This is a genomic window from Nocardia sp. NPDC050717 (genome assembly GCF_040654275.1).
Classification (GTDB): domain Bacteria; phylum Actinomycetota; class Actinomycetes; order Mycobacteriales; family Mycobacteriaceae; genus Nocardia.
On record NZ_JBFAHR010000008.1, the window covers coordinates 62,143 to 81,001 of the forward strand.

Here is an 18,859-nt window from a genome sequence, read left to right on the forward strand (position 1 = left end):
GCGTTTCCCGACGGGCATCATGTCGAAACCCGCAGGCAACACACCGTACGCTGGATCGGGTGAGCTACGACCACATCCTCTTGCCGTCCTGCGTCGCCAACTCCGTCAACGAGGTCGACGAGTACCTGGCGAGCCAGGAAGGTCTGCCCGCGTCGCCGGAGATCGAAGAGATCGCGGCGGCCCTCAACGCCCGCAACGCCGAACTGCCCGTCGACGACACGTTTCTCAGCGTCGAATCCGTCGGCGGCGCGAACGGGACCACCCTCTACGTCCCCTCGCCGTACGACGCGGTCGGGTTCGTCCGCAACCTGCTCTTCGAGCTCGCCACCCCGCGCGAGTACGCGCTCTACGATCCGCAGCTCACCTGGCTGATCGACCCGTGGAAGCACATCCCGGTCCGCGTCACCCATGGCGGCGCGGGCGAATTCCCCTATCTCACCCGGGAATTGGCGTACCGCTGGGTCGCCGGACTGGCCGAACCGAATCCGTACCTGATCGTCGAACGCGGCGAGCAGCGCTACATCCAGACCTATCGCGACCCCGACGGCGGCTACATCCTCGAGTATCGCGACGGGTCGCCCGAGCAGCACTTCGGCACCAGCAGCGACGATCCGCAGCAGGTCGCCCAGGTCATCTGGGACTGGGCGAGCGAGCGGCCCGACGCGGGCGCCGAGCTCACCTGGGACAGGGTCAAGCTCTAGAGCGCGCGGCGGCCGGACAGCGCGCGGCCGAGGGTCAGCTCGTCGGCGAACTCCAGGTCACCGCCCATCGGCAGGCCGGAGGCCAGCCGGGTGACGGTGAGCCCGGGGAAATCGCGCAGCATGCGCACCAGGTAGGTGGCCGTCGCCTCGCCCTCGGTGTTCGGGTCGGTCGCGATGATCACCTCGCTCACGTCGACGCCGTCGTCCTGGTTGCCGATGCGGGTCAGCAGTTCCCTGATCCGCAGCTGGTCGGGACCGACGCCGCTGAGCGGATCGAGCGCACCGCCGAGCACGTGGTAGCGACCACGGAACTCGCGGGTGCGCTCGATCGCCTGCACGTCCTTGGGTTCCTCGACCACACAGATCATGGTGCGGTCGCGGCGCGGGTCGGCACAGATCCGGCACAGTTCGCCGTCGGCGACGGTGCCGCACGAGACGCAGAACTGCACGCCGTCGCGCACCTTCTGCAGGGCCGCCTGCAACCGGTCGATCTCCGGCGGCTCCACCTGCAGCAGGTGGAAGGCGATGCGCTGCGCGCTCTTCGGACCGACACCGGGCAGCTTGCCCAGCTCGTCGATCAGATCCTGAACCGGCCCCTCATACATCAGAAATCGGGCAGACCGGGCATCGAGCCGCCGCCGAGGCCCTGCGAGAGCGGGCCGAGCCGCTCGGCGGCCAGCTTCTGCGCGTTGGCCATGGCGTCGTTGATCGCGCCGATCACCAGGTCCTGCAGCCCGTCGACATCGGACGGGTCGACGACCTTGGGATCGATGGTCAGCGACTGGACCTCGCCGCTCACCTTGATGGTGGCCTGGACCAGGCCGCCACCGGCCTGACCCTGCACTTCGGACTCGGCGAGCTCGGCCTGCGCCTGCATCACCGCTTGCTGCATCTGCTGAGCCTGGGCCAGCAGGGCCTGCATATCGAACTGACCGCCATCGGGTTGCACCAGCACGTCCTCTCAGAAGTTTCGTCCGCGTCAAGCGTAGTCCTCACGCGCCGCCGGGATACTCCCACACCCGGGTCGCCCGCGACGCGTACCGACCGGGCCGTTATCCATGATCTGCCTGGTAACAGCTTGATTGCTGACTCTCCGGCGCGGATCGCGCCGCGCGGGACACACCTAGGATCGGACGGGGTCGAACTGGGTACAGCAATCGTAGGGAGAACAGATGAAGGCCTTCCGCACTTCGCTCGCCGCTGCCTCGATAGTCGCGTCAGCCCTGGTTGTCCTGGCACCGGTGGCATCGGCCGAGCCCGTCACCGACTACGGCGGCGGCTGCGTGGTCGATCCGGGCAATTCGGCGGCGACCCTTGATTCGCTGCGGTTTCGCTGTGATGTCGCCCAGCAGGATCAGATCTATCGCGACGCGCAGGCGGGGGCGGTGCCGTCGGGGACCACGAACGGCTGGGTGACCCGGCCGCCGCAGTTCGCGCCGACGGCCTCGGCCCTGTGGATCGGCAAGGTGTTCCGCACCGGCGCCGACGGGGGCAGCCTGACCAACCGCGTCACGGGGGCGGGCATCGAGGCGTTCCCCGCCGACGTGTACCGCGCGCCCTCGATCCTCGACGGCGGGCCCGCCTGGGCGCTGAACTACGCGCCGTCGCCGACACCGCAGGTCTACGACGAGATCCGCGAGATCGCACCGGGCGTCTGGTTCGGCTACTCGTGGTGGCGCGAGAACGACTGGCCGCTGCTCGCGGCGTTCGTGCTGGCCCCGGCCTGAGTCAGAGCATCCCGATCACGCCGTCGAAGGCCGCCTCGGCGGCGCCGAGCAGCTTCGAGTCCGCGCCGAGGCGTGACTTCTCGATCCGCACGCCGCCGATCGCCCTGCTCACCATGCTGCGCCTGCGGACCTCGCCACCGACCGCTGCCACGGCGGCGTCGGGCAGCGCGGTGAACAGGTCACCGAGGACCAGCAGTTCCGGTCCGAGGATGTTGACGACATTGACCAGGCCGAGCGTCAGCCAGTCCAGGTATTCGGCGAGCGCCGGCCCGCCGTCGCCGGGCAGGGAACGCAACTCCGCGACGATGGCGCCGCGCGGTCCGTGCTCGGACCGGCCGAGCGCCCGGCACAGCGCGGCCTCGCCGACCTCGGTCTCCCAGCAGCCGGCGTTACCGCAGTGACAGGGCCTGCCGTCGGGTCGCACCGTCATGTGCCCGATCTCGCCGAGGTATCCGGCGGCGCCGCGCAGCAGCGTGCCCTGGGAGATGAGGCCGCCGCCGACGCCGACGTCGGCGGAGACGAAGACGGTGTCGCCTGCCCCGCGTCCGGCGCCGCGCGCGTATTCGGCGAGCGCGCCCAGCTCGGCGTCGTTGCCGACCACCACCGGGATGCCGAGCACGCCGGTCAGCCGTACGCCGAGCGCCACGTCGGTCCAGTCGAGGTTCGCGGCGTCGTGCACCAAACCGTCGGCACGGCGCACGACACCGGGTACCGACACCCCGGCGGCCACCGGACGCACGCCGAGGTCCGCGGCCAGCAGGGTGGCCGACTCGGCGATGTGGGTGATGACTTCGGCCGGTTGCCGTTGTCGCCCATGCAGATTCCAGCTGTTGCGGCCGAGGATCTGCCCGCCGAAGCCGACCAGCGCGATGCCCGCGTGCTCGACCTGCACGTCGACCGCCAGCACCACCGCGGCCTGCGGTTGCGGCAGGACGAGCAGCGACGGGCGGCCCGCCCCGCGCGCCAGCCGGGGCACCCGCTCCTCCACCAGTCCGCTCTCGGCCAGCGCGTCGACGAGCATCTTGATGGTGGAGCGGTTGAGCCCGAGTTCGGTGGCCAGTGCCGCGCGGGTGGCGGGGCCGCCGAGGTGCAGCAGGCGCAGGAGGCTCGACCGGTTGAAGCGGCGCACCTCGTCCGGTCGGGCGACGGTCATGGCCTCTTGAATACCACTGCGGCGCTCACCGTTGCGCCACCGCCGCGCGCCGCCGCGACAACGCGTCGACCGAGGCGGCCAGCAACAGCACCAGCCCGGTGACGATGGAGACCACCGCCGCCGGCTGTTCCAGCAGGCCCAGACCGTTGGAGACCACCGCGAGCACCGCGCCGCCGATCACCGCGTCGGCCACCCGGCCGCGGCCGCCGAACAGCGAGGTGCCGCCGATCACCGCCGCGCCCACCGCGAACAGCAGGGTGTTGAGCCCGCCCGCCTGCGGATCGACCGAGCCGACCTTCGACGAGTAGACGATCGCCCCGACGGCCGCGCACGCCGAGCAGATGACGAACACGCTCGCCCGCAGCTGGGTCACGTTGATCCCGGCCCGCCTGGCCGCCTCCGCGTTGCCGCCGACCGCGTAGATGTGGCGGCCGTAGGTCGTCCGGTTGAGGACGTAGGTGCCGACCACCAGCAACGCCAGCACGATCGGAACCACGTACGGCACCCCGGAGATCTCGACGAGGTCGTTCGGCGAGCGGTTCACCGTGAGCGCGGCCGTCACCACCGCGGCGAAGACGGTGAGCGCCACCACCTTCGCCAGCACCAGCGGCGTCGGCCCGGTGACCAGCCCGCGCCGCCGCCGCAGGAAGTGCCCGCCCAGGGTGACCGCCGCGTAGCCACCGGCGGCCACCACGAACAGCACCCAGCTGCCCACCGTCGACAGGTTGCCGTTGGCGACCTGGTCCAGCACCGGCGAGGAGCTGATGCCGAGCACCCCGCCCTCGCCGATGAGCTGCAGGATCACGCCCTGCCAGGCCAGGAACAACGCCAGCGTCACCACGAACGAGGGCATCCCGATCTTCGCGATGAGGAAGCCGGTGATGCAGCCGATGGCCGCGCCGACGCACACCGCGAGCAGCATCTCCACCCACGGATTCGCCTCGAACCCGATGACCGTGATCGCCACCCCGAGCAGCGACATGGCCACGCCGGGCCAGATCCGCAGCAGCGCCGCGAGTACCGCGCCGAGCACGAGCAGCGCGTTGAAGATGACGAAGACCGTGGATCCCATGCCCGCCATGAGGTTTCCGTCTTCGACGTAGTGCATGGCCAGCACCGCGCCCGCCACCCCCGACGCCGTGCCCGCCGACAGATCGATCTCGCCGATCAGCAGCACGTAGACGATGCCGATCGCGATGATCGTCTGCCCGGCGCCCTGCGCGAGCAGGTTGGCGATGTTGTTCAGCGAGAAGAACACGTCCGACAGCACCGAGAACAGCACGATCAGCGCGACCAGCCCCAGCAGCGCAGGCAGCGAACCGATCTCGCCCGCGCGCAGCCGCGCCACGTAGTCGCCGAGCGCCTCCCTGGTCGAGCGGGTCGTGGTGTCGATCCCGAAATCGGTGACGGCCGTTTCCCGCTTCTCCACCACCTCGCTCACAGAACCACCGCCTCGGGTCGCGCCAGCCCGAGATCACCCGAGCGACCGGCCGTGATCAGCTCGACGACCTGCCCGTGCGTCACGTCGGCGGTGCGCACCTGGGCGGCCATCCGGCCCAGGTACAGCACCGCGATCCGATCCGCGGCTTCGAACACGTCGGCCAGGTTGTGGCTGATCAGCACGACGCCGAGGCCCTGCTCGGCCAGGCGCCGGACCAGGTCGAGCACCTGCCTGGTCTGGGCGACGCCCAGCGCCGCGGTCGGCTCGTCGAGCAGCACCAGATTGCTGTTCCACAGCACCGCCTTGGCGATGGCGACGGTCTGCCGCTGCCCGCCCGAGAGCGCGGACACCGGGGTGCGCACCGACTTCACGGTCCGCACGCCCAGCGAGGCCAGGGTGCGCCGCGCCGCCTCCTCCATGCTCGCCTCGTCCAGCAACCACGGCTTGCCGCGTTCTCGGCCGAGGAACATGTTGCCGACGATGTCGAGATTGTCGGCCAGCGCCAGATCCTGGTAGACCACCTCGATGCCGAGTTCGGCGGCGTCCTTGGGTCCGCGCAGGTGCACCGGCTCGCCGCGGAAGCGCACCTCCCCGGAGTCCGAACCATGGATCCCGGCAACACATTTCACCAGCGTGCTCTTGCCCGCGCCGTTGTCGCCGACCAGCGCGGTGACCTCACCGGCGGGCACGGTGAGATCGACGTCGTGCAGCACGTGGACCGGCCCGAAGCTCTTGTTCAGCCCGGTGATCCGGAGTAGCGGCTCGCTCATGTCCTCGGCCCTCAGCTGATCCCGAGCTCGGTGCAGGCCGCCGCCAGGTCGCCGCCGCAGATGTCGGCGGCCTTGACGAATCCGGCGTCCACGACGACCTTGACGTCGGCGCGGGTCACGGTCTGCGGTTGCAGCAGTACCGATTTCACCTCGCGCTTGCCCTTGGGATCCTGGCTCACGTCCACCGCCAGCGCGTCCGCGGCCGCCTTGTCGCCCTTGGCCAGCGCGGCGGCGAGTTTCGCGGCGGTCTGCGCCTCGCCGAGGATGGGCTTGAACACGGTCATGTACTGGTCGCCGCGCAGCACGGCCTTGAGGCCCTCGGCGGTGGCGTCCTGGCCGGTGACCGGGACCTTGCCGTTGAGCCCGTTCTTCTTCAGCACGGTGATCACCGCGCCCGCCAGCCCGTCGTTGGCCGCGACCACGCCGTCGACCTTGCCGCCGTTGCCGGTGAGGATCTGCTCGAAGGTGGTGCCGCCCTTCTGGTTGTCCCAGCCGTCGATGGCCTGGGAGCGCACCAGTTTCAGCGTGCCGTTGTCGTAGAGCGGCTTCAGCACGTTCTGCTGGCCCTGGTGGAACAGGGTGGCGTTGTTGTCGGTGGGCGCGCCCTCGATCTCGACGACCTCGGCGCCCGGCTTGGTCTTCAGCGCGTCCGCGAGGGCCCGCCCCTGCAGCTCGCCGACCTTCACGTTGTCGAAGGACACGTAGTAGTCGGAGGATCCGCCCAGGTTGAGGCGGTCGTAGTCGATGGTCGGGATACCGGCCTTCTTCGCCTTGGCCGCGACCGCGCCGCCGACCTCGCTGTTGATCGCGGCGATGATGAGGACCTTCACGCCCTTGGCGATCATGCCGTCGGCGAGGGTGGTGAACTTCTGCACATCGCCCTGGGCGTTCTGCACGTCGGCGTCGAAGCCCTCGGCGCGCAGGGCCTGCTGCAGCATGGGCTTGTCGAAGGATTCCCAGCGGGCCGAGGTGGCGGTCTCGGGCAGGATCACGCCCACCGTCGGACCGCCGCTGCCACCCGAGGCCGGGTCGGCTTCGTCGCCGCCGCTGCTGTTCGATCCGCAGGCGGTGAGCGTCAGTGCGCCGGACAGTGCCAGCGCCACGGCGGCGTGCCCAAGGCGGAACTTCCGGTTGTTCGTCCTCATCACGGTGACCTTCCCGAACCGCGGTCCTGCCACTCAGAGCACTGTGACGTGGACCACTCTCGATATGTTGTGGTCAACAACATATGCGAATCGGCCCAGTAGAACGACGAAATCGGACAAACCGTTCGCCCCGACCTGCGCCGAGTGCCGTCCGGTCTCCTTGACAGCATCGCGGTGTTGACCCTCCCGCCACTGGAGGGTGTTGTCTTGTGCACATGACAGCGACCGTGGCGATCGGCGAGTTCGCCCGCCTCACCCATCTGAGCGTCAAGACCCTGCGCTACTACCACGAGATCGAGCTCCTGGAGCCGGTCGCGGTGGACGCGGGCACCGGCTACCGGCGCTACTCCACCGACCAGGTGGATCGGGCCCACCTGATCCGCCGCCTGCGCGACCTCGACATGCCGCTCCCCGACATCCGCACGGTCCTCGCCGCCGCCGACCCGGCCGACCGCGACGCCGCCCTGCGCGCGCATCTGACCAGGATGGAAGCGGAATTGCAGCGCACCCGCGACGTGGTCGCCTCGCTGCGCGCCCTGCTCACCACACCGGCGCCACCGCTGCGGGTCGACTATCGCGTCGAGCCCGCGTTCACCGCGCTCACGGTCACCGAGCGGGTGGACCACAGCGCGATCTCCGCCTGGTGCGGCCAGGCGTTCGAGCGCCTCTACACCGGCCTGCTCGCAGCCGGGGTGACACCGGGAGGCGTTGCGGGCGCGACCTATTCGACCGAATTCTTCACCGAGGACAGGGGCGAGGTCACGGCCTACGTGCCGCTGCCCCCCGGCGCGACGCTCACCCCGCCCGCCGGCCTCGCGATCACCGAATTCACCGCCCAGCGCTTCGCCATCGCGGTGCACACCGGCGCGTTCGAGGACTTCGACCGCACCTACGGCGCCCTGGGCAGCCATGTCGCCGAGCACGACACCGTCGCGCCCGGCCGACCGGTCCGCGAGCGCTATCTCGTCGGACCCGACATCACCAGCGATCCCACCCAGTACCGCACCGAAGTGTGCTGGCCACTCACCGAAGGAGAAAACCCATGAGTCTCACCATCGACAACATCACCTACGACTGCGCGAACGCGGGCGCGCTCGCGCAGTTCTACGCCCAGCTGCTGGAACGCACCGTCGACCCGGAGGCGTCGGAATTCTTCGCCACCGTCGGCCAGACCGAGGGCGCGGCGCCGGTGCTGATGTTCATCCAGGTCCCGGACAAGACGCCGGGCAAGAACGTCGTCCACCTCGACCTGCACGCGGCCGACTGGCGCGAGCACGTCGACCGCGCGATCGGCCTCGGCGCCAAGCACATCGGCGACTTCGACGAATACGGCCAGCAGTGGGCCACCCTCGCCGATCCCGAAGGAAACCTCTTCGACATCGGCAAGGAGTGAGGTCAGGCGAGCTCGCTCGCCAGGTTGCCCAGCACCTCGGCCTGGATCTTCTTCAGGCCGAGCGGGGCGAAGATGCCCTCGAAGATCCCGGAGATCCCACCCGCACCGGTCCAGGTGGTGCGCAGGGTGACCTGCGAACCGGCGCCGTCCGGGGTGACGGTCCAGGTGTTGACCATCGAGGAGTTCGTGTCGCGCTCGGTGAGGATCGAGTCCGACACGGTGACGTTCGCGCGCACGTTGCGCGAGCGCTTCTCGGTGGCCTGCAGGGTCCACTCCACGACGGTGCCCGCACCCTTGCCACCCTCGACGACCTTGTAGTCGCGGTAGTGCGAGGAGAGGATGCGCGGGCGGACCGTCTCGTAGTCACCGATCGCCTCGAGCGTGCGCTGCGGATCCGCGGCGACGGTGATCGAACTGCTTGCGCTGACCTGTCCCACTGTTGACTCCTTGTCGGGGGTGCGAAATCGACCGGGTTACATCCTGCCCTGCCCGGCTACGAGTCGCCCGACCAGGTTCGACGAGTGGGAAACAGCTGAGTGACATTTCCTCGCCGCGCGGACATATCCGGTGGCCGGACAGGCACGGTCGTACTAGCGTCGAACGTGTGGCACTGAGTCTTTTGGGTAGGGCTGGTCACGAACCGGCCGCACGCGAGTCCGGATATGCCGCGCACCGAGCGGGTGTGGAGCGATTGCTTGCCAGCTATCGCGCCATTCCACCCGGCGCCGTCGTCCGGCTGGCGAAGAAGACATCGAACCTGTTCCGGGCCAGGGCGGCGACCACCGCGCCCGGCCTCGACGTGTCCGGGCTCGGCCAGGTGATCGCCGTCGACCCGAAGGCGCGTACCGCCGACGTGGCAGGCATGACCACCTACGAGGACCTGGTCGCGGCGACCCTGCCCTACGGGCTGGCGCCACTCGTGGTGCCCCAGCTCAAGACCATCACCCTGGGCGGCGCGGTCACCGGCCTCGGCATCGAGTCGACCTCGTTCCGCAACGGCCTGCCGCACGAATCGGTGCTGGAGATGGACGTGCTGACCGGTTCCGGCGAGATCGTCACCGTCCGCCCGGACGACGACACCGCCGACCTGTTCCGCGGCTTCCCCAACTCCTACGGCACGCTCGGCTACACCGTCCGCCTGAAGATCGAGCTCGAGCCCGTCCAGCCCTACGTCGCGCTGCGGCACGTGCGCTTCCACGACCTGCGCGAACTGGAAGCCGAGCTGGAGCGCATCGTCACCGAGCGCAGCTACCAGGGCGAGCGGGTCGACTACCTCGACGGCGTGGTCTTCACCGCCACCGAGAGCTATCTCACCCTCGGTCGGCAGACCGACGAGCCGGGCCCCGTCAGCGACTACACCGGGATGGACATCTACTACCGGTCCATCCAGCACGCCGAGGGCGTCACGCGCGACCGGCTGACCATCCACGACTACCTGTGGCGGTGGGACACCGACTGGTTCTGGTGCTCACGGGCCTTCGGCACCCAGAACCCGAAGATCCGCCGCTTCTGGCCGAAGGCCTACCGGCGCAGCAGTTTCTACTGGAAGCTGGTCGCCCTCGATCGCAAGTACCACATCGGTGACCGGCTGGAAGCCCGCAAGGGCAACCCACCGCAGGAGCGCGTGGTCCAGGACATCGAGGTGCCGGTGCACCGCACCGCCGACTTCGTCGAGTGGTTCCTGCGGGAAATACCGATCGAGCCGATCTGGTTGTGCCCGTTGCGGTTGCGCGACACCGCGGACACTCCCGCGGGCGACCGCCCGTGGCCGCTGTACCCGCTCGAGCCGCGGCGCACCTACGTCAACGTCGGATTCTGGTCCGCCGTGCCCACCACGCCGGGTGAACCGGAGGGGGCGGCCAACCGCGCGATCGAGAAGATCGTGTCCGAATTCGACGGGCACAAGTCGCTGTACTCGGACTCGTACTACGCCGAGGACGAATTCGCCGTGCTCTACGGCGGCGAGACCTACACCGAACTGAAGAAACGTTACGACCCGGACCAACGACTGCTGAATCTGTATTCGAAGGCGGTGCAACGCAAGTGACGACATTCAAGGACCGATCCGAGGTCTTCGCCGAGCTGGGAACCCGGCTCAGCATTGCCGAGGTGTTCGAGACGCTCATCGACGGTGAGATCCCGATCCGCTTGCGGGCCTACGACGGCAGCGCGACCGGGCCGGAGAACTCGCCCTACACCCTCGACATCAAGAACCCGCGCGGGATCAACTATCTGGCCTCGGCGCCGGGCGATCTCGGCATGGCCCGCGCCTACATCGCCGGCGACATGGCGGCCGAGGGGGTGCACCCCGGCGACCCGTACGACATCTTGAAGGCCATGCAGGCCATGAAGTTCCATCGGCCCTCGGCGCTGTCGCTGGTCACCATCGCGCGCTCGCTCGGGTGGGAACGCCTCAAGCCGATCGCGCCGCCGCCGCAGGAGACACTGCCGCGCTGGCGCCGGATCGCGCTGGAAGGCCTGCGCCACTCCAAGACTCGCGACGCCGAGGCCATCCACCACCACTACGACGTCTCCAACACGTTCTACGAGTACGTGCTCGGCCCGTCGATGACCTACACCTGCGCGGTCTACGGCGACCCCGACTGGACCCTGGAACAGGCGCAGGAGAACAAGTACCGGCTGATCTTCGACAAGCTACGGCTGAAGGAGGGCGACCGGCTGCTCGACATCGGCTGTGGCTGGGGCGGCATGGTGCGCTACGCGGCCCGGCGCGGGGTCAAGGTGATCGGCGCGACGCTGTCGGCCGAGCAGGCCGCCTGGGCCCAGCAGAAGATCGCCGAGGAGGGGCTCGGCGAGCTCGCCGAAGTCAGGCACAGCGACTACCGCGACATCGTCGAGGGCGAATTCGACGCGGTGTCCTCGATCGGGCTCACCGAGCACATCGGTGTGCACAACTACCCGTTCTACTTCGGCTTCATCAAGGACAAGCTGCGCGACGGCGGCCTGTTCCTCAACCACTGCATCACCCGGCCGGACAACACCCGCACCACGAAGGCGGGCGATTTCATCGACCGCTACGTCTTCCCCGACGGCGAGCTGATCGGTTCGGGCCGCATCATCTCCGAGATCCAGAACATCGGGCTCGAGGTGCTGCACGAGGAGAACCTGCGCGAGCACTACGCGCTGACCCTGCACGAATGGTGCAAGAACCTCGTGGCGAACTGGGACGCGTGCGTCGAAGAGGTCGGCGAGGGCACCGCCAAGGTGTGGGGCCTGTACATGGCAGGCTGTCGACTCGGCTTCCAGCGCAACGTGGTTCAGCTGCACCACGTGCTCGGCGTGAAGCTGGGCGCCGACGGTGCCTGGCAGGTGCCGCTGCGCCCCTGGTGGCAGCCGTAGGCCGCGGCTGAGCTCGGGTCGGCCCGAGCTCAGCCGAGCAGTTCGTCGAGAAAGTGGGCGGGCACCTCGTTCAGGATGGGATGGGGTTGCCCGTCGTGGGCTTGCGTGCGCAGCACGTGCAGCAGGCCGACGACACCGGGCCCGGCGTCGAGCAGCGGCCTGGTCCAGCCGAGGTCGGCGCAGGTGCGCAGCACCGGCAGGACGAGCCCGGTCGCCTCGCCGACCCAGCCCGCCGCGGCCAGGCACTCGGCGAGCAGCAGGGTCGCGTCCATTTCCGCGCGGGGGCGTGACTGTTCGAGCAGCCGCGAGTACAGCACCCTGGCGTACCGGGCGGCCCGGTCGTCGGCGCGCAGGCGCTGTTCGGCGAGCAGTGCCCTGATCTGGGCGAACTCGCGAGCCTCCGCGATGAGCGCCGCAGCGCCGGAGCGATGACGTTTGCCGTTGCCGGACACCTCGGTGACGACGCGCTCGGCGCCGTCGCCATTGCTCAGGCCGAGCCGGGATCGTTCGGCGCGTACGTGCGCGTCGAGCCTGGCCAAGCCGTTCTCCGTCGCCACCCGGGCGCCCTCGTCGAGGCGCGCGGCCGCGGTGTACTGGTCGCCGAGCGCCGCCTTCACCCGCGCGCCGATCACGAAGGTCGCGATCTGGAAATCGACCGGCCCGACCCTGGTGAGCAGTTCGTGACTCTCGTCGAGGAGCCGGTCGGCCTCCGCGAGATCGCCACGCCGATAGGCCAGTTCGCCCAGCAGGGCGGCGGCCACGCGCACCGCGTCAGAACGCGGGCCGGAGCGCGCCCGCGCCGTTTCGTAGGCCAGCTCGAAACATTCGGTGGCGGTGGCGATGTCGAGCTGTTCATAGGCGGCGTCACCGCGCGCACACAGCCCGAAGACCGGACCGAGCGGGTCCTTGGAGCGCACGTGGTAGTCGGCGGCCCAGTCCTGCATCTCGGTCACGCCGTCGAAGTCGAAATCGCAGAGCCGGACGAACGACACCAGGTTGGCCGCGGTGGAGACGATCCAGGCGGGCAGCTCGTCGGGCGCGTCGAGGCAGGGGGTGAGGCGTTCGACGACCTCGGCGGTGTCGTCGTGGGCCACCCGGTCGGCCGCGTCGAGAACCGTCGCGGCGCAGCGCTGTTCGGCCAGTTCCGGCTCGCCGCCGCCGCGGGCGAGCAGGTTCGACAGCCTGCCCAGCGCGGTGCGCGCGGTGCCCGTCTGCTGCAGATTCATGTTCGCCCTGGCCACCGCCATCAACAGCTTCGAGCGCGAGGTCACCTGCTGCACCGGCAGTTTCGACACGCTGCCGAGCAGGGTGGCGAGCCGGGAACCGTCGATCAGGTCCATGCCGCCGCTCTCCAGCAGGTCGGCGGCGAGCTTGAGGTCGGTGGCGGCCAGCGCGTGATCGACCGACTTGCGCAGCAGTTGATGCTCGGCGTACCAGCGGGAGGCCTTGCGGTGCAGCACCTTCGATCGCCCCGGATGCACGCGCTCCAGCCGGGCACGCAGGTGCTCGGCGAACAGCGGCTGCATCCGGTACCACTCCGGGTCGTGCTCGATCCGGTGCAGGAACAGTTCGCGCTGCTCGGCCTGCTCCAGCAGGCCCGCGCCGTCGGGCACGTCGGCGAGGACCGCCGCGAGCGAGCCGCTCACCCGCTCGACGACCGAGATCGCCATCAGGAATTCGAGCAGGTCCGGTTCGATGCTGTCGAGCACGTTCTCGGCCAGGTACTCCCGCATGCCGTGCCCGCCCTCGGCGAGCTGACCGAGCAGCGCGGCCGGATCGGCCTTGCCCCGCAACGTCAGGCCGACGAGCTGGATGGCGGCGGGCCAGCCCTCCGTCGCCAGATGGATCTGCTCGACCTGCTCGTCGGTGAGTGCGAAACCGTTGCGCTCCACCAGGATCTGGCGCGTCTCGGCCTCGGTGAGGCGCAGCTCCGCCGCGCCGAGCTCCACCAGTTCGTCGCGCACCCGCAGCCTGCTGATCGGCAGCCCGGACTGGTCGCGGCTGGTCACCACGAAACGCACGTGGTGGCAGCCGTTGTCGAGCAACGTCGCCATGGCGCGGTGCACGCCGGAATCACGCACCCGATGCCAGTCGTCGACGATCACCACCACGCTGCGGTCGCTGGCGTGGATCTCGTCGATCAGGGTGGCGATCACGAAGGCGACGGCGTCGGCGGGACGTTCCTCGAGCACCTGCTCCAGGCCGTTGCCCACGTCGGGCCGCACCCGCCGGATGGCCTGGATGAGGTGGGCGAGGAACCAGATCTCGCTGTCGTCGTCCTGATCGACGCCGAGCCAGGCGACCGGGATCCGGCGCGCGACCAGATCCGCGCGCCACTGCGCCGCGATCGTGCTCTTGCCGAAGCCCGCGGGGGCGTGGATGAGCGCGAGCCTGCGGTTGCCGCCCGCGCGCAGTACGTCGAGCAGGCGCTGCCGGGGGAACGGCTCGCGAGCCGGGGTCGGCGGCCGGAACTTGGTGGCCGCGGTGGGCGGCAGGGTGCAGGAATTGCCGCCGCCACGCGGGCCGGAGGTCTCGGCGGGACGCAGCGTCAGCGGCCAGCTGTGCCGGGCGGTCACCGCTTTCAGCGACTCGGGGGCGTCGGCCTGGTCGAGCTCGGTGTCGAGCAGGGCCATCTCGTCGGGCATCTGGCCGTGCGCGCGCTGTACCGCGCGCAGGAGCTCGCCGAACTCGTAGGCCGAGGCGGGGCGTTCGGCCGGATCGGGCGACATCGCCTTCTCGATCGCGGCGGCCAGATCGGCGGGGATGTCCTGGGCGCGCAGGTCGGGCACCGGCTGGGTGGTGATGCGCAGGAACTGGGCGACCACCTTCTCCCCCGCCTGCCGCTCGAACGCGGCATGGCCCGTGAGCAGGGCGAACAGGGTGGCGCCGAGCCCATAGATATCGGACCGAACAGTCGGTTCGTGGCCTTTGAGCACCTCGGGCGCGGTGAACGCGGGCGAGCCGGTGATCATGCTGCTCGAGGTCTGGAATCCGCCGGGGATGCGGGCGATGCCGAAATCGGTGAGTTGCGGTTCGCCGTACCCGCTGATCAGCACGTTCGCCGGTTTCACGTCCCGGTGCAGAATGCCGGCCCGGTGCGCGGATTCGATCGCCGCGGCCAGTTTCACCCCGGCGCGCAAGGTGTCGGCCCAGGTCAGCGGGCCGCGGTCGTGGATGAGCCGCTCGAGCGAGCCGCGCGAGCAGTACGGCATGACGATCAGTGGCAGACCGGTCGCGGTGACGTCGACCTGCAGGATGTCGACGATGTTCGGGTGCCCGGACAGCCTGCCCATCGCCTGTTCCTCGCGCAGGAACCGCTCCCGGCTCTCCTGATCGATCTCCGAGGACAGCACCTTCACCGCCACCACCCGGTCCAGCGCGGGCTGCAGGCACCGGTACACCACACCGAAGCCGCCGCGCCCGATCTCCTTGGCCGCCGTGAGACCCATCGCGTCGAGTTCGGCGATCACCGCTTCGTCGACCTCGCCGGGCGCCAGCGCGCGCTGCGTGTGCGTACCTGCCGGTGACGACTCGCCCGGCCCGCGTTGCATGCGGGTCTCTTCCGGATCCATGTGACCACCCCTCGAAGCGAATCGGCGTCACCGGCGCAGGTGTACAACTCCAAGCTAGCGCGATCCGGCATCCATCGGGTGGAGATTCGGCGCTGTGGCGGCCTCGCGCGCCGACGTCGCTGGTCAGCGCAGGGCGAGGGCGATGAGCTGGGTGCGCTGTTCGGCGGCGAAGTTGTTGTCGGCGACCAGTACCAGCGTCTTCTCGCCGGTGCTCAGGCGCGGCCCCCAGGTCATGCCCTCGATGTTGTCGACGGCCTCGACACCGAGGTCGGTCAGGTCGGCGAGCAGTCGCTTGGTGACCGGACGGGCCCCGGCCAACGGCGCGTCGAGCACATTGCTCGCCCGGGTCACCTCGACCTCGAACAGCCGCACCCGATTGCCGACGCCCTTGGCGAAAGCCCGTTCCAGGACCAGGAATCGGGTGGGGTCGAACGGATCGGCGGCGAGAATCGCGGTGACGCCGTTGCTCGACTGGCCGGGCTCGGGCAGCGACTCGGCGAAGACCGGTTCCAGCGGGTACGCGTACTGCGCGAGCAGCGGGCCGAACCGGGTCTGCACCGTGATCCGGGTGGTGGCACCGGCGCTCGGGGTGGCCGTCGGTCCGTCGGTGAGCAACGGGCCTTCCAGCGCCGTGACGACCAGGGTGCCGCCCGCGGCGAAAGTCGCGGCCTCCAGCGCCTGATTCTGGCGAGGGCCCGAATCCGCCCGCATCCGTTCGTTTTCCGGGATCGGCAGCTCGGCGCCGAACGCGCCGTCGGGGCGCGCGATCCGGACCGACGGATCGGCGAGGACCGCGCCCGCCCGCTCGCCCTCCTGGGTCCAGAGGTAGTCGCCGGTCAGCGGGTCGAGCCGGATGTCCTCTGGGTCAACGGACTTCGGCGGATATGTCGAACCGTCCTGGCGGCGCAGCGGCATCGTGCCGGTGAACTCCACCGCGCCGATCCCGGCATCGCCCACCGGAATGCGGGCGGTGTAGAAGCGGGCCGGATTCTTCTCGGACCTGTCGTCGCTGAGCAGGACGAATTCGCCGGTGGCAGGCAGATAATCGATGCCGGACAGGCCACCGACGACAGTGCCGCCGAAGTCCAGGTCGTGGGGCACGACCTGCTCCCCCAGCACCCGCACCGCGCCCGGCTCCGCCACCCCGGCCGGCGCGCACACCCCGGCGAGAACCGCACCGAGAACCACCGCAGTCATCCGACGTCCCATGACCGGTCACGCTAACCATCCCGCTGTGCCCACGGGTGAACAGCATTCGAACACCGCAGTAAGGTCGATGGCACGAACTCGGGGGAGGTCAGAGTCCCCCGCGCCGACAGGGGGGCTTCACGATGACCTATCCGTCCGGAAACCAGGATCCACAGCAGTGGGGCCAGCCGATGGGCTATGGCCAGCCGCAGGAGATCCCACCCCTTGGTCAGCCGCCGAAGTCCAACGCGGGCTGGATCGTGTTGGCATCGATGCTGGTCCTCGCCCTGCTCGGCGGCGCGGGTTTGCTGGTGGTCGGCGCGAAGGACACGGTCGCCGGATCGGCGGTGGCGGCATCGGGCGCAACGCCGGTCTCCGACACCGTGCGCACGTCCACCGCGAAACCCACCACCACCAGCAAGAAGCCGCCGAAGGCGGACGCGAAGCTGAGCTACACCGAATACGAAGGCCCGTGGGACTTCAAGATGGGCGATGTGACGCTGCGCGCCGACTGGATCGAGGGCCGCGACCACGACACCTGCGCCCCGATCGAGAAGGACGGCAAACTCACCACCCTCGGCTGCCAGTACGCCGCCGAACTGGTCCTGTCCGCCGAGGCGGGCGCCCTGCGTTTCGCCCAGTTCATCCTGGTCATGCCCGACGCCGCGACCGCCAAGACCGCCGCCGCCGAGATCGATCAGAAGGCACTGAAACCCCGCGCGGGCACCACCATCGCCGACTTCGCCACCGGCAAGTGGAAGGCAGGCGCCCAGGACCAATTCGTCGTCGTCACCCTCGCCACCGCCACCTCAGCCGTCGACGAGCCCACCGTCCAGAAATACCTCGGCTACCGCCACGCCGACATCCTCGCCGCCCTCCTCTTCCGCTGAAACCGAGCAGACAGCCCCGGTTCGGAAACCGGGGCTGTCCTGGTTCGATCAGCGTGTTGCCGGGGTGCGGCGGAGGTTGAGGGCGTACATGAGGAGGGCGCCGAGGGTGGCGCCCACCGGCCAGGAGAGGGCGGTGATGTTGCCGGAGTCGGGGGCGAGGGCGACGATCACCGCGATCGGGCCCGCGATGGCCAGGGCGATCAGGGCCTTGGGGTTGAAGCCGCGGGTGTACCAGTAGCTACCGGTGGGGTCGTCGGTGTAGAGGTCGGCCAGGACGGTGCGCTGCTTGCGCACCAGGTAGTAGTCGACGACGAGGATGCCGAAGACCGGGCCCATCAGGGCGCCGACGCCGCCGAGGAAGTAGATGATGAAGTTCTGGTTCTCCCACAGCTTCCACGGCAGGACCACGATCGAGAGCAGCGCGGTGATCACGCCGCCGGTGCGGAACGAGATGTACTTCGGTGCCGCGTTGGAGATGTCGTAGGCGGGCGAGACGAAGTTCAGCACCACGTTGATGCCCACGGTGGCGGTGGCGAACAGCACCGCGGCGATCACCACGATCACGTCGCTGTCGATGTCGGCGACCAGGGCCACCGGATCGGCGAGCACCTTGCCGTACACCTTCAGCGTGGCCAGCGCGATGATGATCGAGAGCACCACGAACGCGGTCTCGTTGAACGGGATGCCCCAGGCGTTGCCGCGCAGCACCGCCTTACGGCTCGGCGAGAAGCGCGCGAAGTCGGCGTAGTTCACCAGCGGACCCGCCATGAACGCCACCATCAGGAACGCCACGCCGACGAAGGTCGCGACCGTCGCGCCACCGCTGAGCGGTTCCCCCGCACGGGCGTTGAAATCGATGCTCCAGTCGGCCTTGCCGAGAATCCAGATCGCCAGCGCGATCATCCCGATCCAGACCGCGGGCCCGGCGAAGTCGGAGGCCTTGCGCACCACCTCCATGCCGTAGTTGATGATCGCCAGCTGCACCGTCCACAACACCAGGAACGCGATCCAGCCCAGCGTGGACAGGCCGAGCACGTCGTTGCCGGTCAGCGATTCGAGGCCGGGCGCCACCCGCAACAGCAGGATCAACAGCGCGGTGGAGGCCAGGTAGGTCTGGATGCCGTACCAGAAGATAGCGACCAGGGCCCGCAGCAGCGCGGGGATGTTGGCGCCGAACACCCCGAACGCGCCGCGGGCGAAGACCGGGAACGGCACCCCGACCTTCTGCCCCGCGACGCCGATCAGATTGCTGCCCAGCCACAGCAGCAGCACACCGGCGAACAGCGCGAGCATCGTCTGCCAGCCGGTCATGCCGAGCGCGAGCATGCCGACGGCGAAGCCGTAGCTGGCGATGCTGTGCGCCGAGGTCATCCAGAGGCAGAAGATGTCCCAGGTACGCCAGGTCGCCGTCTCCTTGGTAGTGGGTGCCAAGTCGTCGTTGACCAGCGTGGAACTGCTCGGCGCGTCATCGGACGGCCGTACCCGAGTTTCTGTCATCGGATGTCCTTAGTGCTTCGAT

At 69.4% G+C, this 18,859-nt stretch carries 17 protein-coding genes; 7 read left to right on the plus strand and 10 right to left on the minus strand.

The features are described from left to right. Positions 1-59 precede the first annotated feature (59 nt). A complete protein-coding gene (locus AB0H56_RS17635) occupies positions 60-701 on the plus strand; it encodes a hypothetical protein (protein WP_357163955.1) in 642 nt (213 codons plus the stop codon). Here the strand turns inward: AB0H56_RS17635 and recR are convergent. Further along, on the minus strand, positions 698-1,306 hold the full coding sequence (gene recR / locus AB0H56_RS17640; RefSeq protein WP_019044526.1) for a recombination mediator RecR: 609 nt from the start codon (positions 1,304-1,306) through the stop codon (positions 698-700). The genes AB0H56_RS17635 and recR overlap by 4 nt on opposite strands. Beyond that, positions 1,306-1,650, minus strand: coding sequence for a YbaB/EbfC family nucleoid-associated protein (locus tag AB0H56_RS17645; protein WP_280344329.1), 345 nt, complete (start codon positions 1,648-1,650; stop codon positions 1,306-1,308). Before AB0H56_RS17645 ends, recR begins: the two co-directional genes overlap by 1 nt. A 292-nt stretch (positions 1,651-1,942) precedes the next feature. Here AB0H56_RS17645 and AB0H56_RS17650 point away from each other — a divergent pair, with 292 nt between their 5' ends. Then, positions 1,943-2,428, plus strand: coding sequence for a hypothetical protein (locus tag AB0H56_RS17650; RefSeq protein WP_357163960.1), 486 nt, complete (start codon positions 1,943-1,945; stop codon positions 2,426-2,428). A gap of 1 nt (position 2,429) precedes the next feature. Here AB0H56_RS17650 and AB0H56_RS17655 read toward each other — a convergent pair whose 3' ends face one another. Genes AB0H56_RS17655 through AB0H56_RS17670 form a run of 4 tightly spaced genes read right to left on the minus strand, consistent with a single transcriptional unit; the run spans position 2,430 to position 6,937 of the window. Next, positions 2,430-3,581: an ROK family protein gene (locus AB0H56_RS17655; protein ID WP_357163963.1), complete on the minus strand. Its 1,152-nt coding sequence runs from the start codon at positions 3,579-3,581 to the stop codon at positions 2,430-2,432. A 25-nt stretch (positions 3,582-3,606) separates the two neighbouring features. Then, on the minus strand, positions 3,607-5,022 hold the full coding sequence (locus tag AB0H56_RS17660; RefSeq protein ID WP_357163966.1) for an ABC transporter permease: 1,416 nt from the start codon (positions 5,020-5,022) through the stop codon (positions 3,607-3,609). Then, a complete protein-coding gene (locus AB0H56_RS17665) occupies positions 5,019-5,792 on the minus strand; it encodes an ATP-binding cassette domain-containing protein (RefSeq protein WP_357163969.1) in 774 nt (257 codons plus the stop codon). Before AB0H56_RS17665 ends, AB0H56_RS17660 begins: the two co-directional genes overlap by 4 nt. 11 nt (positions 5,793-5,803) lie before the next feature. Continuing rightward, positions 5,804-6,937 (minus strand): substrate-binding domain-containing protein, encoded by a 1,134-nt coding sequence (locus AB0H56_RS17670; RefSeq protein WP_357163971.1) that lies wholly within the window; start codon positions 6,935-6,937, stop codon positions 5,804-5,806. Positions 6,938-7,152: 215 nt separating this feature from the next. Here AB0H56_RS17670 and AB0H56_RS17675 point away from each other — a divergent pair, with 215 nt between their 5' ends. After that, complete coding sequence (locus AB0H56_RS17675) at positions 7,153-7,983, plus strand: MerR family transcriptional regulator (RefSeq protein WP_357163974.1); 831 nt, start codon at positions 7,153-7,155, stop codon at positions 7,981-7,983. Beyond that, positions 7,980-8,330: a VOC family protein gene (locus tag AB0H56_RS17680; protein WP_357163977.1), complete on the plus strand. Its 351-nt coding sequence runs from the start codon at positions 7,980-7,982 to the stop codon at positions 8,328-8,330. The genes AB0H56_RS17675 and AB0H56_RS17680 overlap by 4 nt, the downstream gene beginning before the upstream one ends. A gap of 2 nt (positions 8,331-8,332) precedes the next feature. On the opposite strand, the gene AB0H56_RS17685 is transcribed toward AB0H56_RS17680, so the two are convergent. Beyond that, positions 8,333-8,767, minus strand: a complete 435-nt coding sequence (locus AB0H56_RS17685; RefSeq protein WP_357163980.1) for an SRPBCC family protein — start codon at positions 8,765-8,767, stop codon at positions 8,333-8,335. A 173-nt stretch (positions 8,768-8,940) separates the two neighbouring features. Between AB0H56_RS17685 and AB0H56_RS17690 the strand changes: the two genes are divergently transcribed. Both AB0H56_RS17690 and AB0H56_RS17695 read left to right on the plus strand, forming a co-directional pair. Next, entirely contained in the window at positions 8,941-10,377 is a 1,437-nt protein-coding gene (locus AB0H56_RS17690; RefSeq protein WP_357164502.1) for an FAD-binding oxidoreductase, read from the plus strand. After that, a complete protein-coding gene (locus AB0H56_RS17695) occupies positions 10,374-11,690 on the plus strand; it encodes a class I SAM-dependent methyltransferase (protein WP_357163983.1) in 1,317 nt (438 codons plus the stop codon). Before AB0H56_RS17690 ends, AB0H56_RS17695 begins: the two co-directional genes overlap by 4 nt. A gap of 29 nt (positions 11,691-11,719) precedes the next feature. On the opposite strand, the gene AB0H56_RS17700 is transcribed toward AB0H56_RS17695, so the two are convergent. After that, positions 11,720-15,262, minus strand: coding sequence for a protein kinase (locus AB0H56_RS17700; protein ID WP_357163986.1), 3,543 nt, complete (start codon positions 15,260-15,262; stop codon positions 11,720-11,722). 123 nt (positions 15,263-15,385) lie between these two features. Then, positions 15,386-16,459, minus strand: coding sequence for an esterase-like activity of phytase family protein (locus AB0H56_RS17705; RefSeq protein WP_357163989.1), 1,074 nt, complete (start codon positions 16,457-16,459; stop codon positions 15,386-15,388). A gap of 134 nt (positions 16,460-16,593) precedes the next feature. Between AB0H56_RS17705 and AB0H56_RS17710 the strand changes: the two genes are divergently transcribed. Then, positions 16,594-17,340 carry a hypothetical protein gene (locus AB0H56_RS17710; RefSeq protein WP_357163992.1) on the plus strand — a complete coding sequence of 249 codons (747 nt, stop codon included), beginning with the start codon at positions 16,594-16,596 and terminating at the stop codon, positions 17,338-17,340. 48 nt (positions 17,341-17,388) lie between these two features. On the opposite strand, the gene AB0H56_RS17715 is transcribed toward AB0H56_RS17710, so the two are convergent. Continuing rightward, positions 17,389-18,837: an NCS1 family nucleobase:cation symporter-1 gene (locus AB0H56_RS17715; protein WP_357163995.1), complete on the minus strand. Its 1,449-nt coding sequence runs from the start codon at positions 18,835-18,837 to the stop codon at positions 17,389-17,391. Positions 18,838-18,859: the final 22 nt, after the last annotated feature.

Bases quoted from the DNA above. Each gene is read 5' to 3' on its own strand.
- recR (WP_019044526.1), bottom strand. From the start codon at position 1,306: ATGTATGAGGGGCCGGTTCAGGATCTGATCGACGAGCTGGGCAAGCTG.
- AB0H56_RS17705 (WP_357163989.1), bottom strand. From the start codon at position 16,459: ATGACTGCGGTGGTTCTCGGTGCGGTTCTCGCCGGGGTGTGCGCGCCG.
- AB0H56_RS17710 (WP_357163992.1), top strand. From the start codon at position 16,594: ATGACCTATCCGTCCGGAAACCAGGATCCACAGCAGTGGGGCCAGCCG.
- AB0H56_RS17700 (WP_357163986.1), bottom strand. From the start codon at position 15,262: ATGGATCCGGAAGAGACCCGCATGCAACGCGGGCCGGGCGAGTCGTCA.
- AB0H56_RS17675 (WP_357163974.1), top strand. From the start codon at position 7,153: ATGACAGCGACCGTGGCGATCGGCGAGTTCGCCCGCCTCACCCATCTG.
- AB0H56_RS17680 (WP_357163977.1), top strand. From the start codon at position 7,980: ATGAGTCTCACCATCGACAACATCACCTACGACTGCGCGAACGCGGGC.
- AB0H56_RS17665 (WP_357163969.1), bottom strand. From the start codon at position 5,792: ATGAGCGAGCCGCTACTCCGGATCACCGGGCTGAACAAGAGCTTCGGG.
- AB0H56_RS17670 (WP_357163971.1), bottom strand. From the start codon at position 6,937: ATGAGGACGAACAACCGGAAGTTCCGCCTTGGGCACGCCGCCGTGGCG.
- AB0H56_RS17655 (WP_357163963.1), bottom strand. From the start codon at position 3,581: ATGACCGTCGCCCGACCGGACGAGGTGCGCCGCTTCAACCGGTCGAGC.
- AB0H56_RS17715 (WP_357163995.1), bottom strand. From the start codon at position 18,837: ATGACAGAAACTCGGGTACGGCCGTCCGATGACGCGCCGAGCAGTTCC.